We start from the raw sequence: 13452 nt of genomic DNA, 5'->3' as shown, positions 1-13452 counted from the left end.
CGTGCAGAGTTATCCCCAATGCAACTCATAAAGGATAATCTTATGCGCCCCTCCGGACGGAAACTTGACGAAATGCGTGCTGTGTCTGTTGAAACAGGCTTTACCAAACATGCCGAAGGGTCGGCGCTGATCAAAATGGGCGACACCCATGTGCTATGCACCGCGACCATCGAAGACCGCGTTCCCCCGTTTATCAAGGGGTCCGGTCTGGGCTGGGTTACCGCTGAATACGGGATGCTGCCCCGCGCAACAAACACCCGCATGCGCCGCGAAGCCGCAATGGGCAAGCAAGGCGGGCGCACCGTTGAAATTCAACGTCTTATCGGCCGCGCCCTGCGTGCCGGCGTTGATCGCAGCGCCCTTGGCGAACGTCAGATCACCATCGATTGCGATGTTTTGCAGGCCGATGGCGGCACCCGCTGCGCGTCGATCACCGGGGGCTGGATTGCCTTGAAACTGGCTGTGAACAAGCTGATGAAAGCTGGCGACGTAAAGAACGACCCGTTGATTGATCCCGTCGCCGCGATCAGCTGTGGCATCTACGCGGGCCAGCCCATTCTTGATCTGGATTACCCCGAAGATTCCGAAGCCGGTGTTGATGGCAACTTTATCATGACGGGCACTGGCCGCCTGATCGAAACCCAGATGAGCGCCGAAGGGTCCACCTATTCGCGCGAACAGATGAACCATCTGATGGATCTTGCCGAAAAAGGCGTCGCCGAGTTGGTCGAAATACAGAAAGCCGCAACTGCATGACACGTAAATTCACTGGCGATCAAATCCTGATCGCCACACATAACGCGGGCAAACTGGCAGAGATGGCCGAACTCTTTGCCCCTTTTGGCGTGCGCGTTGTGGGTGCCGCCGAAATGAACCTCTCCGAGCCTGAAGAAACTGAGGACAATTTTATCGGTAATGCGAGGATCAAAGCGGTTGCGGCGGTCAAGGCAACTGGCCTTCCTGCGCTGGCCGATGATTCAGGGATAGAGGTCGAAGCTCTGGATGGAGCGCCCGGCGTTTATACCGCGGATTGGTCAGAGACACCAAATGGCCGTGATTTCGTCATGGCGATGACAAAAACCCACAACCTGCTTGAAGGAAAGAACGCCCCTCACCCCCGTCGCGCACGGTTTTGCGCAACTTTGGTCCTGGCTTGGCCCGATGGTCACGAAGAGATTTTCGAAGGCAAAGTTGACGGCACCTTGGTTTGGCCGATGCGGGGCGAAATTGGTCACGGGTATGATCCGATGTTCCAACCTGACGGATACGAACAGACCTTTGGTGAAATGTCGCATGATGCCAAGAACCGGATCAGCCACCGCGCGGATGCATTCGCCAAACTGACCTCTGCCTGCTTTGACTGAAGATTGGTGCCAGGGCGGCTTTGGCCTTTATATCCACTGGCCATTTTGCGAGGCTAAATGCCCCTATTGTGACTTTAACAGCCATGTTAGTCGCAAAATTGACCAGAGAGCCTGGCGCGATGCCTACCTGGCCGAGCTTGAACGTGGTGCTGCCGAAACCCAAGGGCGCGTGTTGAACGCAGTGTTCTTTGGCGGTGGCACCCCCAGCCTGATGGACCCGGATATCGTTGCAGATGTGATCGCTGCGATCTACCGTCTGTGGCCAACAGCAAATGATCTGGAAATCACCCTGGAAGCCAACCCCGGTTCGGTCGAGGCAGGACGGTTCAAGGGATTTCACGACGCCGGGGTCAACCGCGTTTCAATGGGGATTCAGGCGCTGAACGATGCGGATCTGAAACGTCTTGGTCGTATCCATAACACGGCAGAGGCATTGGCAGCCTTTGATATTGCGCGTTCTACCTTCGATCGGGTGAGTTTTGATCTGATTTACGGCAGGCAAAACCAGACCTTGCCAGCGTGGCAATCCGAGTTAAAACAGGCCCTATCCCTAGCGATAGACCATATTTCACTTTATCAACTCACGATCGAACAAGGCACGGCCTTCGGTGACCGTTACGCAATTGGCAAGTTGCGCGGGTTGCCCGACGACGATCTTGGCGCAGATATGTATGCCGCCACCCAAGACATTTGCAACGAGATGGGCATGCCGTCCTACGAGGTTTCAAACCACGCGCGCGACGGGGCTCAATCGCGGCACAATCTGATCTACTGGCGCTATGGCGACTATCTTGGGATCGGGCCCGGCGCACATGGCCGGTTAACCCAGAACGGCCACCGCTTTGCGACTGAATGTTTCAGCAATCCGCAGCGCTGGCTGGATGCCGCGGCCTCTGGCAAAACAGAAAAACCCCGAGAGGCGCTTTCTCCTGAGGATCAAGCCAGTGAATTTCTTATGATGGGCCTGCGTCTCAAAGAGGGGGTCGATCTGAAAAGATATTCGGCGCTCGCTGGCACCCCTCTGTCACAAAAAAAGATCATCCGGATGCAAGACATCGGGATGATCAGTTTGGAGCGTGATCAGCTGAAAGTAACGGATCAGGGTTTTATGGTCCTTAACGCTATTCTGGCTGAGCTATTGGCCGACTAGCTGACCGACAAAAGGCGGCAAAGCTCGTCCAGTTCGTCCATGTTTTTATAGCTTAGAACCATTTGCCCGGCTTCCTGCCCCGGCTTGTGGTTCAATGTCACTTTCATCCCCAAGCTTGCCGAAAGATCGCTCTCAAGCGCACGCGTATCTGCGTCCTTTTCGGTTAGCGCCTTGGGGGCCTTAAGTGGCGCGTCGTCTTTTCCAGCGTTTTGCTCTTTCTTAACCAAAGCTTCCGCCGCCCGAACAGACAAACCACCCGCAATAATCTGCTTGGCTAGTTTTACGGGGTCATCGGCAGGAACCAAAGTTCTGGCATGTCCTGCAGTAAGATCGCCTGTGCGAACCATTTCCAACACGGTGTCCGGCAGGTTCAAAAGGCGCAACAAGTTGGCGATGTGGCTCCGGCTTTTACCAAGCGCTTCGGCCATCTTTTCCTGCGTATGACCAAACTTGTCCATCAATTGGCGATACCCGGCGGCTTCCTCGATGGAGTTGAGGTCAGCCCGCTGGATGTTCTCGATAATCGCAACCTCGAGAACTTCGAGATCTGTAAATTCACGAACGATTACAGGAAGTTCGTGCAGTTTTGCCATTTGCGACGCGCGCCAGCGGCGTTCGCCGGCGACGATTTCAAATGTCCCATCTTCCCTGCGACGCACAATAAGAGGCTGAATAACCCCCTTTTCCTTGATCGAGTTCGCGAGATCGTTCAAATCCTCTGGATCAAACCGTTTTCTTGGCTGTTCGGGGTTCGGGGATATTTTCTCGATCGGGATGTACTGTTCGGCACTCCCCTGGGCAGCTACCGTCTGTGTTTCAGCAACATCTGCCATCAAAGCCGAAAGCCCACGCCCCAATCCGCGCCGTTTTTCTCTGTTTGCCATGTTTGACCCCTTAAATTACGCTATTTTCTAATACTTCCCGCGCCAGATCGCGATACGCCTTTGCGCCTTTTGATCCGCTATCATAGCTCAGCACCGGCATCGCAAAACTGGGCGCTTCACTGACCCGAACATTTCGAGGAATGACAGTCTTGTAAACAAGCTCCCCCAGATTTGCCCGCGCATCCTGTTCGACCTGCTGGGAAAGGTTGTTGCGCTGATCGTACATCGTCAAGACAACCCCCTCAATCCTGAGATCCTTGTTGCCGCTTTGCCGGACCTCTCGAATTGTCAGCATAAGTTGCGACAAGCCCTCAAGCGCGAAAAACTCGCTTTGCAACGGAACAAGCACCGAATGTGCGGCAATCATAGCATTAACGGTCAGCAAATTCAGCGACGGCGGGCAATCAATTAGAATATAATCAAACGCATAGCTGTCCATTTGCGTCTGCCGCAGCGCGTCATGCAAAAGAAAACTCCGCTTCTCATTCGAGATAAGTTCAAGATCAGCCGAACTCAAATCCACGGTTGCAGGCACGATATACAGGCCTGGCGTTTCGGTTTTCAGAACCACTTTATCCAGCGAAATGTCCTCAAGAAGCAGTTCGTAGGTAGTGAATTCGCGGTCATCAAGATCAATACCCAAACCCGTCGACGCGTTGCCCTGCGGATCCAGATCAACGACCAAAACCCGCTGATCCTGTTCGGCAAGGGCTGCAGCAAGGTTAATTGTCGTCGTGGTTTTCCCCACGCCGCCTTTCTGATTTGCGACTGCAATAATTTTTGGTCCTGCAGGGCGCGAAAGATCAGACATGGGTTAATTCCTTGATTCTAAGAATAGCGGCGGCAGGATTTGTAACGCTTGGGATGGGCTCGCAGGTGTATCGCCAAGCAGCTTTTGCAGCTGCGTCCTCAACCTGCCAGTTTTCACCCTTCGGGAAAAGCGCCGTTCCATCATTTCCGAGGTGCAAATCGGTAAACTGTAGCAAGGTTGTCAGATCCGCTAGCGCCCTTGCGGACAAAACATCAGCCTCAAGGCTTGGCAGTTCTTCAATTCTCTTGTTCAGCACCTGACCTTCCAAGCCCAGCTCCCTCAAGGCGGTTCGCAGAAACACACACTTACGCTGATCGCTCTCGACCATCGTAAACTTCGTCTCGCGACCATCTTCTGCTGACAAAATTGCCAAGACTATTGCAGGGAAACCTCCGCCACTTCCCAGATCAACCCAATGATTTGCGACAGGCGCGTGCTGATAGAGTTGAACGGAGTCAATGATATGCCGCTCCCAGATATGCGGTATGCTTGGCTTTGAGATCAGATTAATCTTGGCGGTCCACTTCTCGACCAACTGCGCGAATTGCGCCAGCCGATCAGATGTTTCACGTGAAACATCTGCACCCTCAAACGCACTCACGCTGACTTCTTTCTGCTATCCCGCTTCAAATGCGATAGCAGCAACGTAAGCGCGGCGGGGGTCATGCCATCAATTCTAGCTGCTTGCGCAAGATTTGTAGGTGCTGTCTTTTCGAGTTTTGACGTAAGCTCGTTCGACAAGCCGTCAATTTGACCGTAATGAAAATCCGCCGGAATGACGTGAGCTTCATCCTTCTGCAAAAGATCAATATCCCTCTGTTGGCGCGCGATATAGTTCGCGTAAAGCGCGTCACGCTCTACCTGGCGGCGGATTTCATCGGAAACCTCAGCCAGATTTGGCTGCAAGCTTAACAAATCCTCAAAAACAACATCTGGAAAAGCCAAGAGTTGGAAACCAGACCGCTTGGTGCCGTCTTGATTGATTTTGATACCCACTTGCGCGATCTCTTTCGGCGACCAAGTAACATCGGATAAAAGCTGCATCGCCTTGTCCATCTGTTCCATCTTGTCTAGAAAAACGGCGGAACGCTCCTCAGAGGCACATCCAAGCTTCATCGCAAGCGGCGTCAACCGCTGGTCCGCATTATCAGCCCGCAGCGACAGGCGGAATTCAGCACGCGACGTGAACATTCTATACGGTTCGGTAACACCTCTCGTGGTAAGGTCGTCGATCATCACCCCGATATAGCTTTGTGCACGGCTGAATATCACAGGTTCTTTGCCTTGCGCTTCAAGTGCCGCGTTCAATCCGGCGACAAGGCCTTGTGCTGCCGCTTCCTCGTAACCGGTTGTCCCGTTGATTTGACCAGCAAGGTAAAGCCCAGGGACTGTCCGGACTTTCAGCGTCAAATCCAACGCCCTCGGGTCAACGTAGTCATATTCAATGGCATAGCCAGGTTGCAGAATCTTTACATTCTCCAGCCCCGCCATCGATCGAACATATTCAAGCTGCACATCTTCAGGTAGGGATGTGGAAATACCGTTCGGATATATCGTGTGGTCATCAACACCTTCAGGCTCCAAGAACACCTGATGGGACGTTTTATCGGCGAAACGAACGACTTTATCCTCGATCGATGGGCAGTAGCGCGGGCCGATCCCCTCAATGTGACCGCCGTACATCGCCGAGCGTTCCAGATTCGATCGGATGATCTCGTGGGTCTTTTCGTTTGTATGCGTGATTCCGCAAGAAATCTGTTTGGCCGACACACCTTTCGACAAAAACGAAAACACAACGGGATCATCGTCACCCGGTTGCATCTCAAGATTGGCCCAGTCAATTGTGCGCCCATCCAAGCGCGGCGGCGTACCGGTCTTTAGGCGGCCCAAAGGCAGATTGAATGAATCGATCCGGTTTGCGAGATCGACCGACGCTTTGTCCCCCATCCGGCCACCGGAGCGGGACACATCACCAATGTGAATAACACCACGTAAAAAGGTGCCCGTAGTCAGGATTACGGTTTTGGACCTTATCGTCGTACCATCCGCCAGAACTGCCCCACAAACGCGGCTATCCTCGACAACAAAATCGGTAACCTCACCCTCGATAATCTCAAGATTATCTCGCTTTTCGGTCTCTGATAGCATCTCGGTGCGATATATGGCGCGGTCCGCCTGTGCGCGAGGACCTTGAACCGCCGGCCCCTTGCGGCGGTTAAGCAACCTGAACTGAATGCCCGCCTTGTCGGCGACCCGCCCCATCACGCCATCCATTGCGTCAATCTCGCGGACCAGGTGACCTTTACCAAGCCCCCCGATTGCCGGGTTGCAAGACATAACGCCAATTCCGTCGCGCGACATTGTAATCAGCGCTGTCGATGCGCCCATTCTCGCGGATGCGTGGGCGGCCTCTGCCCCCGCATGACCACCACCGATAACAATGACGTCAAAATGTTTCACGTGAAACACTCCATCTATTTACCCAAACAAAAACTGGAAAAGATCACGTCCAGCAAATTTTCTACATCGATTCGCCCAACCAAGGCTTCCAGCGCACGAATCGAATGCCGCAGCTCTTCAGCAGCTATATCATACTGATCCGGTCCATGATCCAGAATTGACATCGAAAATTCCAGACCATCAGCGGCTTTCTGCAGAGCATTTCTATGCCGCTCGTGCGTGGCAAGGCCAGCAGTCAGGCTTCGCTTTGCCAAAACAGACTGAATTTGAGCGATCAAATCGCTTAACCCCTGCCCCGTTGTGCCAGAGACAGCACCGGAAGGATCGTCGCGCAAATCTGCTTTGGGCAAAAGGCGGATGTCTTCCGGTTCAGCCAAGACCGGCAATTCCTCGCCCTCTTCTAACAGAAAGACACGCAAATCTGCTTGTGCCGCGCGGGTCATCGCGCGATCTATGCCAATCGCTTCTACCTCATCGGCGCCTTCTCTTAGGCCAGCGGTATCCAGCAAAGTCACCGGAAGACCACCGATATCCATCCGGACTTCGATGACATCACGGGTTGTGCCGGCGACAGAAGACGTAATCGCAGCATCCCGCCCCGCAAGTGCGTTCAAAAGCGTCGATTTTCCAGCATTTGGCCGGCCGATAATTGCGACTTCAAACCCTGTCCGAATACGTTCCGCCGTATGGAAGCCTTTGAGTTCATTCAATATATCATTGTTAACAGATGCAAGAAGCTCACCAACTTCACCGGAAACATCAACGGGAACATCTTCATCGGCAAAATCAATGGTAACTTCCAAAAGTGCCGCCGCTCTGATCAGTTTTTCCCGCCAATCGTCAACACGCTGACCAAGATGCCCGGATAGAACGCGCAACGCCTGCTTGCGTTGTGCTTCTGTCTCTGCCTCGATCAGATCACCCAAACCTTCAACCTGGGTCAGATCAAGCTTGCCGTTTTCCATCGCCCTGCGGGTAAACTCCCCCGGCTCAGCCAAACGGGTATCCGGAAACGTCGAAAGCAAGGTCAGAACCGCTTTTACAACAGCGATACTTCCGTGAAGATGCAGTTCAACGACATCTTCACCTGTAAAACTGCTTGGTCCCTGAAAGACCAAAACCAAAGCGTTATCAATTGTCCCGCCATCCAGACCGACAATCGGCCTGACCGCAGCGTGGCGAACAGGGGGCAGCGGGTGTGCAATTTTCTCCGCAATTTCGAACGCATGAGCGCCAGAGATACGGATAACGCAAACCCCAGCACGCCCTTGCGCGGTGGCCTGGGCAAAAATCGTATCCATTGGTCTAACCCACTGTTATAATTTAATAACTTAGGTGTTCATTGAATCAAAGAAGTCGGAATTCGTCTTGGTTTGTTTCAGTTTTCCGATCAGGAATTCGATCGCATCCGTTGTACCCATCGGGTTCAGAATACGGCGCAGAACAAATGTTTTCTGCAAATCGATTTTATCAACCAGCAGGTCTTCTTTGCGGGTACCAGATTTGAGAATATCAATGGCCGGGAACACACGTTTGTCTGCAATCTTGCGATCCAGAACGATTTCAGAGTTACCGGTCCCTTTGAATTCTTCAAAGATCACCTCGTCCATGCGGCTGCCGGTATCAATCAATGCAGTCGCGATAATGGTGAGGGATCCACCCTCTTCGATGTTGCGCGCGGCACCAAAGAACCGTTTCGGACGCTGCAAGGCGTTCGCATCAACACCACCGGTCAAAACCTTGCCCGACGATGGGACAACCGTATTGAATGCACGTCCCAGACGGGTGATCGAATCGAGCAGGATGACAACATCACGCTTGTGCTCAACCAGACGCTTGGCCTTTTCGATCACCATTTCGGAAACAGCAACGTGGCGTGTCGCCGGTTCATCAAAGGTCGAAGATACAACTTCGCCCTTAACCGAACGCTGCATGTCGGTAACTTCTTCGGGGCGTTCATCAATCAGCAGAACGATCAAATAGCATTCAGGATGGTTTTTTTCGATCGAATTGGCGATATTTTGAAGCAGAACCGTCTTACCAGTGCGCGGCGGGGCCACGATCAGGCAACGCTGGCCTTTACCGATGGGCGATACCAGATCGATAATCCGGGCAGAACGGTCTTTGACGGTTGGGTCTTCGACTTCCATCGTCAGACGTTCGTCAGGGTAAAGCGGCGTCAGGTTTTCAAACGCAACTTTGTGGCGGGCCTTTTCAGGATCTTCAAAGTTAATTTTGGTGACTTCGGTCAGCGCGAAATAGCGTTCCGTGTCATCAGGGGCCTTAATCAACCCTTCAATCGTGTCACCTGTCCGCAGCGAATGCTGGCGGATCATTTCGGGTGAAACGTAAATATCGTCAGGGCCCGGCAAATAGTTTGCTTCGGGTGAACGCAAAAAGCCGAACCCGTCTTGCAACACTTCCAACACACCGTCGCCCGAGATTTCCCAGCCCTCATCCGCGCGTTCGCGCAAGATCTGGAACATCATCTCGCCTTTGCGCATCGTCGACGCGTTTTCGATCTCAAGCTCTTCGGCCATTGCCAGAAGGTTCTTGGGGGTCTGCGCCTTAAGATCAGCGAGGTTCAGCGTTTCGGTTGTCATGGAAATATCCTGTACCGGCCAGATCACATCAGGCGGGTCGTATCGTTAAATTTGTCAGACGGATGCAATCCCAGAACAGGGTGCGAAGGGATACATAGTCAGGACAGGTGCTTTCGTCAATCCGCTTAGAATTTTACGACAACCGACAAGACAATGACAATCATCAAAATTGTCGGAACTTCGTTCATCATCCGGTATTGTTTGCCGGTTAGGGTATTCTGCCCCGTGGCAAACCCCTTAACCCGTGCGTACAGCCATTCATGGAAGCCTGTCATTGCGATCACGGCCAATCCCTTGGTCCAGGGCCAGATCATCGACCAATCGACGATACCGGGCGTAAAAACCAGACAAAGGCCAAAAATCCAGGTGGCAATCATTGCTGGGCGCATGATCACATTGGCCAACTTGAATTCCATCATGGTAAACAATTCATGAGTTTCCCCGGAAAGGCCGACCCGTTCCGTGTGATGGACCAACAAACGGGGAAGATAGAACAAGGCTGCCATCCACGAGATCACCGCCATGATATGGATCGACTTTGTCCAAGGATAGGCAAGGGCCAGAAAGTCAGACATGTCACACTCCGTTCATTGCCTCCTTTCTAATATAAATAAGAAAAGAAGAAAGATGATGATGTAAGTAGGGAGGCGATTTTCTGTGGATTAACGAGATATACGAGTGGTTATCCACTTGTTAACGTTTAGATCACAGATGAACGAGAAATATCAAAGTGCCAAAAATAATAAATATATAACAGATGTTTAATGTAAAATAATCAAGTGATGCTACTGTACAAGACTGTGGATAATCTTGTTATAAACGCGATCCAGGGCTTTGCAAAGTTATCCTTATCCTACCCCGCATAAATCGGGATAGTCGCAGCGGAATTCACGGATATCCCGTGGCAACGTGCTTGCCCTCGCATTCTCGGGGATAAGTCCTTAAAAACTCCTTAACATCGCACACAGGTTATCCACATGGTTCAGACCCTCATCCTTGCCTCCGGCTCCTCCATCCGGGCGCAGTTGTTGCAGCAGGCAAACATCCCGCATCAGGTCAGCGTCGCGCGGATTGATGAACAAATGATCAAAGCTGCCTTGCTTTCCGAAGGGGCCCCGCCCCGTGATATCGCCGACTCTCTGGCGGAGATGAAAGCCCGCAGGGTCAGTGACAAGAACCCCGGTGCCTTGGTTCTGGGCTGCGATCAGGTGCTTGATCATCGTGGAAAGCTGTTAAACAAGCCGAAAACACCCCAGGACGCGATCGAACAGCTGACCGGATTGCGCGGGGATCGCCATAGCCTGCTGTCAGCAGCCGTTATCGTAGAGGATGGCAAACCGATCTGGCGTCACGTGGGTCAGGTCCGGTTGCGCATGCGCGATGCGTCTGACGCCTATATTGCCGACTACGTTGAACGAAACTGGGATAGCATCCAACATGCTGTGGGTTCATATAAACTTGAGGAAGAGGGTGTGCGCCTGTTCAGTGGCATTGAAGGGGATTACTTTAATGTCCTAGGATTGCCGCTGATTGAGCTTATTAACTACCTAACGATCAGGGGAGACCTGCCCGCATGACTTTGCCAAAAATTCCGCTTGCTGGCGTGATCGGATCGCCAATAGCACATTCAAAATCACCCCAAATTCATGGCCATTGGCTGAAAAATCTGGGGATTCAGGGCGCTTACATCCCTATGGATGTTGCGGCTGAGGATCTGGAACAGGTGTTGCGCACCCTGCCGAAAATGGGGTTCGTCGGCGCAAATATCACTGTTCCGCATAAAGAAGCAGTGATGGAGATTGTCGATATAATCACGGATCGCGCAGCTTTGATCGGGGCGGTAAATACACTTATTTTTCGCGCCGACGGCAAGATTCAAGGCGATAATACAGATGGTTACGGGTTTTTGGAAAACCTGAAAAGCGGCGCGCCCGATTGGGACCCAAAGGCTGGGCCCGCAGCGATATTTGGTGCCGGCGGGGCCGCGCGCGCCGTTATTGCATCGCTGCTGGACGCAGGCGTGCCTGAAATCCTTTTGTCCAACCGGACGCGGGTGCGTGCGGATAATTTGAAAACGGTCTTTGGGCCCCGCGTGACCGTTTATGATTGGGTGCAGGCCGGGAATATGCTGGATCATGCCGCCCTTTTGGTAAACACAACCTCGCTCGGGATGGTCGGCAAGCCGGAATTGCGTGTGCCGCTGGACGGGTTGCGCAAGCAGACTGTTGTGACCGATCTGGTTTATGCGCCGCTCAAGACGAACCTGCTTCTGACAGCCGAAGAAGTTGGCTGCGTGACCGTGGACGGGTTGGGTATGCTTTTGCATCAGGCGGTTCCCGGATTTGAACGCTGGTTCGGTACCCGCCCCGAGATTGACCGCGCCACCCGTGCGGCGGCGCTGCGCTGATGTTTCTGCTAGGTCTGACCGGTTCAATCGGGATGGGTAAATCGACAACCGCCGCCATGTTCGCAGAGGCGGGATGCGCCGTTTGGGATGCCGACGCCGCAGTGCACCGTTTATATGCCAAGGGCGGCGCGGCCGTGCCCGCCTTTAAAGAGGCATTTCCTGAGGCTGTGATCGACGGTGCCGTTTCGCGCCCCGCGCTCAAGGCGATCATCGGCCAGAACCCGGGAGCATTGAAAAAGATCGAAGCGATTGTGCATCCGCTGGTCGGTCAGGACCGTGCCGCGTTTCTGGCGCAGGCACCTTCGGACATTGTTGTACTGGATATTCCGCTGATCTTTGAAACCGGCGGCAATAAAAATATGGATGCGGTTGCATGTGTCACTGTTTCGGCAGAAACCCAGCAGGAACGCGTGATGGCGCGCGGGACGATGACCTTGGAACAGTTCGAGAATATCCGGTCCAAACAGATGCCGAATGACCAGAAATGTGCGCTTTCCGACTACGTGATCGAGACTGATACCCTTGACCATGCCCGCGCCCAGGTGCTGGCCATTATCGACGATATCAAAGGAAAAATGAACCATGCGTGAGATCGTTCTGGATACCGAAACCACCGGATTTGACCCCGAAAGCGGCGACCGGATTGTCGAAATTGGTGCGGTTGAACTGATGGGTCACGTGGCCACGGGCGAAACCTATCATCAATATATCAACCCGGAACGCAGCATGCCGGACGAGGCGTTTCAGGTGCACGGGCTTGGTGACGACTTTTTGCGCGATAAGCCCAAGTTCGCGCAGATCGGGCAAAGATTTCTTGATTTTATCGGAGATTCCAAGCTGATCATCCATAACGCTGCATTCGATATCAAGTTTCTGAATGCGGAGCTGAGATGGATGGGGTTGCCCCTTATCCCTTGGGAACAAGCGTTGGATACGCTGGCGATTGCCCGCAAGCGGTTTCCCGGATCACCCGCGTCGCTGGATGCGTTGTGCCGCCGTTTTGGCATCGACAACACGTCACGAACGCTTCACGGCGCGTTGCTGGACAGTGAAATTCTGGCCGAAGTTTATCTGGAACTGATCGGCGGGCGTCAGCCTGACTTTGGTCTGTCAACCAAGCCGGAGCGCAAGGCCGGTGATATGTCGGTGGAGTGGACGCCAAAGCCGCGGCCCAATCCCCTGCCCTCGCGGATTTCGCAGGACGAGGCCGCCGCCCATGCTGAGTTTGTCAGCAAGCTGGGCGACGGCGCGGTGTGGAAGACGCTTTAGGCGTCGGCTTTTGGGGGATTCTCGGCCTGACGGCGTGCGATTTCATTGCGGTAAAGCGCAACAAAATCAATGTTTTCCAGGTTCAGCGGCGGGAAACCACCATCGCGCGTGATGTCGCTGACAACGCGGCGCAGGAACGGGAAGATCATCCGTGGGCATTCGATCAGCAAGAACGGGTGCATCTGGTCTTCTGGCACACCTTCGATGTGGAAAATGCCGACATAGTCGATTTCCAACAGGAACAGCATGGCGTCGCCGTCTTTAGCCTTTGATGTGACCTGCAACTTGATTGCAGATTCATACTGGTTGTCTGCCGAACGCTTTTTGGCGTCCAGATTTACCTGAACCTGAACGTCAGGCTGCACATCACTTGGTGCCCCTTTTTGCGCCATGATGTTCTCGAACGACATGTCGCGAATGAACTGACCCAAAATGCGCATTTGCGGCTGGGCTGCTTGTGTCGGTTGTGGTGCTGCTTCTTCAGCCATGTTGCGGGCTCCTTGA

At 53.3% G+C, this 13452-nt stretch carries 15 protein-coding genes; 7 read left to right on the top strand and 8 right to left on the bottom strand.

Features of this window, described 5'->3' with window-relative positions; all coding sequences use genetic code 11:
* Window positions 1–42 precede the first annotated feature (42 nt).
* From rph to hemW, 3 genes are read left to right on the top strand one after another with little or no spacing between them, the layout of a single operon-like run.
* Window positions 43–756 carry a ribonuclease PH gene (gene rph, locus ACSQ13_RS16685; RefSeq protein ID WP_176250306.1) on the top strand — a complete coding sequence of 238 codons (714 nt, stop codon included), beginning with the start codon at window positions 43–45 and terminating at the stop codon, window positions 754–756.
* Window positions 753–1364, top strand: coding sequence for an RdgB/HAM1 family non-canonical purine NTP pyrophosphatase (gene rdgB / locus ACSQ13_RS16680; RefSeq protein ID WP_295508175.1), 612 nt, complete (start codon window positions 753–755; stop codon window positions 1362–1364). Before rph ends, rdgB begins: the two co-directional genes overlap by 4 nt.
* Entirely contained in the window at window positions 1357–2514 is a 1158-nt protein-coding gene (gene hemW / locus ACSQ13_RS16675; RefSeq protein WP_295508172.1) for a radical SAM family heme chaperone HemW, read from the top strand. The genes rdgB and hemW overlap by 8 nt, the downstream gene beginning before the upstream one ends.
* Here the strand turns inward: hemW and ACSQ13_RS16670 are convergent.
* The 7 genes from ACSQ13_RS16670 to ACSQ13_RS16640 form a co-directional block, all read right to left on the bottom strand.
* Window positions 2511–3398, bottom strand: a complete 888-nt coding sequence (locus ACSQ13_RS16670) for a ParB/RepB/Spo0J family partition protein (protein WP_295508170.1) — start codon at window positions 3396–3398, stop codon at window positions 2511–2513. The two genes, hemW and ACSQ13_RS16670, sit on opposite strands and share 4 nt — an antisense overlap.
* Window positions 3399–3408: 10 nt before the next feature.
* On the bottom strand, window positions 3409–4209 hold the full coding sequence (locus ACSQ13_RS16665; RefSeq protein WP_176250310.1) for a ParA family protein: 801 nt from the start codon (window positions 4207–4209) through the stop codon (window positions 3409–3411).
* The gene (gene rsmG, locus ACSQ13_RS16660; protein ID WP_295508167.1) at window positions 4202–4810 is read right to left on the bottom strand and encodes a 16S rRNA (guanine(527)-N(7))-methyltransferase RsmG; all 609 of its coding nucleotides are present in this window, start codon (window positions 4808–4810) and stop codon (window positions 4202–4204) included. Before rsmG ends, ACSQ13_RS16665 begins: the two co-directional genes overlap by 8 nt.
* Window positions 4807–6669 carry a tRNA uridine-5-carboxymethylaminomethyl(34) synthesis enzyme MnmG gene (gene mnmG / locus ACSQ13_RS16655; RefSeq protein ID WP_295508165.1) on the bottom strand — a complete coding sequence of 621 codons (1863 nt, stop codon included), beginning with the start codon at window positions 6667–6669 and terminating at the stop codon, window positions 4807–4809. Before mnmG ends, rsmG begins: the two co-directional genes overlap by 4 nt.
* Window positions 6670–6683: 14 nt before the next feature.
* Complete coding sequence (mnmE, locus tag ACSQ13_RS16650) at window positions 6684–7970, bottom strand: tRNA uridine-5-carboxymethylaminomethyl(34) synthesis GTPase MnmE (RefSeq protein ID WP_295508164.1); 1287 nt, start codon at window positions 7968–7970, stop codon at window positions 6684–6686.
* A gap of 30 nt (window positions 7971–8000) precedes the next feature.
* The gene (gene rho, locus ACSQ13_RS16645; protein WP_176250314.1) at window positions 8001–9272 is read right to left on the bottom strand and encodes a transcription termination factor Rho; all 1272 of its coding nucleotides are present in this window, start codon (window positions 9270–9272) and stop codon (window positions 8001–8003) included.
* A 125-nt stretch (window positions 9273–9397) separates the two neighbouring features.
* Complete coding sequence (locus ACSQ13_RS16640) at window positions 9398–9847, bottom strand: CopD family protein (RefSeq protein WP_295508160.1); 450 nt, start codon at window positions 9845–9847, stop codon at window positions 9398–9400.
* Window positions 9848–10249: 402 nt separating this feature from the next.
* On the opposite strand from ACSQ13_RS16640, the gene ACSQ13_RS16635 reads away from it, so the two are divergent.
* Genes ACSQ13_RS16635 through dnaQ form a run of 4 tightly spaced genes read left to right on the top strand, consistent with a single transcriptional unit; the run spans window position 10250 to window position 12948 of the window.
* Window positions 10250–10849: a Maf family protein gene (locus ACSQ13_RS16635; RefSeq protein ID WP_176250316.1), complete on the top strand. Its 600-nt coding sequence runs from the start codon at window positions 10250–10252 to the stop codon at window positions 10847–10849.
* A complete protein-coding gene (locus ACSQ13_RS16630; protein WP_176250317.1) occupies window positions 10846–11679 on the top strand; it encodes a shikimate dehydrogenase in 834 nt (277 codons plus the stop codon). The genes ACSQ13_RS16635 and ACSQ13_RS16630 overlap by 4 nt, the downstream gene beginning before the upstream one ends.
* Window positions 11679–12269 (top strand): dephospho-CoA kinase, encoded by a 591-nt coding sequence (gene coaE, locus ACSQ13_RS16625; protein ID WP_176250318.1) that lies wholly within the window; start codon window positions 11679–11681, stop codon window positions 12267–12269. The genes ACSQ13_RS16630 and coaE overlap by 1 nt, the downstream gene beginning before the upstream one ends.
* Window positions 12262–12948, top strand: coding sequence for a DNA polymerase III subunit epsilon (gene dnaQ / locus ACSQ13_RS16620; RefSeq protein WP_295508156.1), 687 nt, complete (start codon window positions 12262–12264; stop codon window positions 12946–12948). The genes coaE and dnaQ overlap by 8 nt, the downstream gene beginning before the upstream one ends.
* Here dnaQ and secB read toward each other — a convergent pair.
* A complete protein-coding gene (secB, locus tag ACSQ13_RS16615; protein WP_176250320.1) occupies window positions 12945–13436 on the bottom strand; it encodes a protein-export chaperone SecB in 492 nt (163 codons plus the stop codon). The genes dnaQ and secB overlap by 4 nt on opposite strands.
* Window positions 13437–13452 lie beyond the last annotated feature (16 nt).

The organism is Sulfitobacter sp. SH22 (assembly GCF_965641905.1).
Classification (GTDB): Bacteria; Pseudomonadota; Alphaproteobacteria; order Rhodobacterales; family Rhodobacteraceae; genus Sulfitobacter.
This window is presented reverse-complemented; position numbering and strand designations above follow the sequence as displayed.

Excerpts from the sequence above, each read along its gene's own strand:
- ACSQ13_RS16670 (WP_295508170.1), bottom strand. The coding sequence starts at position 3,398 with ATGGCAAACAGAGAAAAACGGCGCGGATTGGGGCGTGGGCTTTCGGCT.
- mnmE (WP_295508164.1), bottom strand. The coding sequence starts at position 7,970 with ATGGATACGATTTTTGCCCAGGCCACCGCGCAAGGGCGTGCTGGGGTT.
- coaE (WP_176250318.1), top strand. The coding sequence starts at position 11,679 with ATGTTTCTGCTAGGTCTGACCGGTTCAATCGGGATGGGTAAATCGACA.
- ACSQ13_RS16630 (WP_176250317.1), top strand. The coding sequence starts at position 10,846 with ATGACTTTGCCAAAAATTCCGCTTGCTGGCGTGATCGGATCGCCAATA.
- dnaQ (WP_295508156.1), top strand. The coding sequence starts at position 12,262 with ATGCGTGAGATCGTTCTGGATACCGAAACCACCGGATTTGACCCCGAA.
- rho (WP_176250314.1), bottom strand. The coding sequence starts at position 9,272 with ATGACAACCGAAACGCTGAACCTCGCTGATCTTAAGGCGCAGACCCCC.
- ACSQ13_RS16635 (WP_176250316.1), top strand. The coding sequence starts at position 10,250 with ATGGTTCAGACCCTCATCCTTGCCTCCGGCTCCTCCATCCGGGCGCAG.
- secB (WP_176250320.1), bottom strand. The coding sequence starts at position 13,436 with ATGGCTGAAGAAGCAGCACCACAACCGACACAAGCAGCCCAGCCGCAA.
- ACSQ13_RS16665 (WP_176250310.1), bottom strand. The coding sequence starts at position 4,209 with ATGTCTGATCTTTCGCGCCCTGCAGGACCAAAAATTATTGCAGTCGCA.
- rph (WP_176250306.1), top strand. The coding sequence starts at position 43 with ATGCGCCCCTCCGGACGGAAACTTGACGAAATGCGTGCTGTGTCTGTT.
- ACSQ13_RS16640 (WP_295508160.1), bottom strand. The coding sequence starts at position 9,847 with ATGTCTGACTTTCTGGCCCTTGCCTATCCTTGGACAAAGTCGATCCAT.
- rdgB (WP_295508175.1), top strand. The coding sequence starts at position 753 with ATGACACGTAAATTCACTGGCGATCAAATCCTGATCGCCACACATAAC.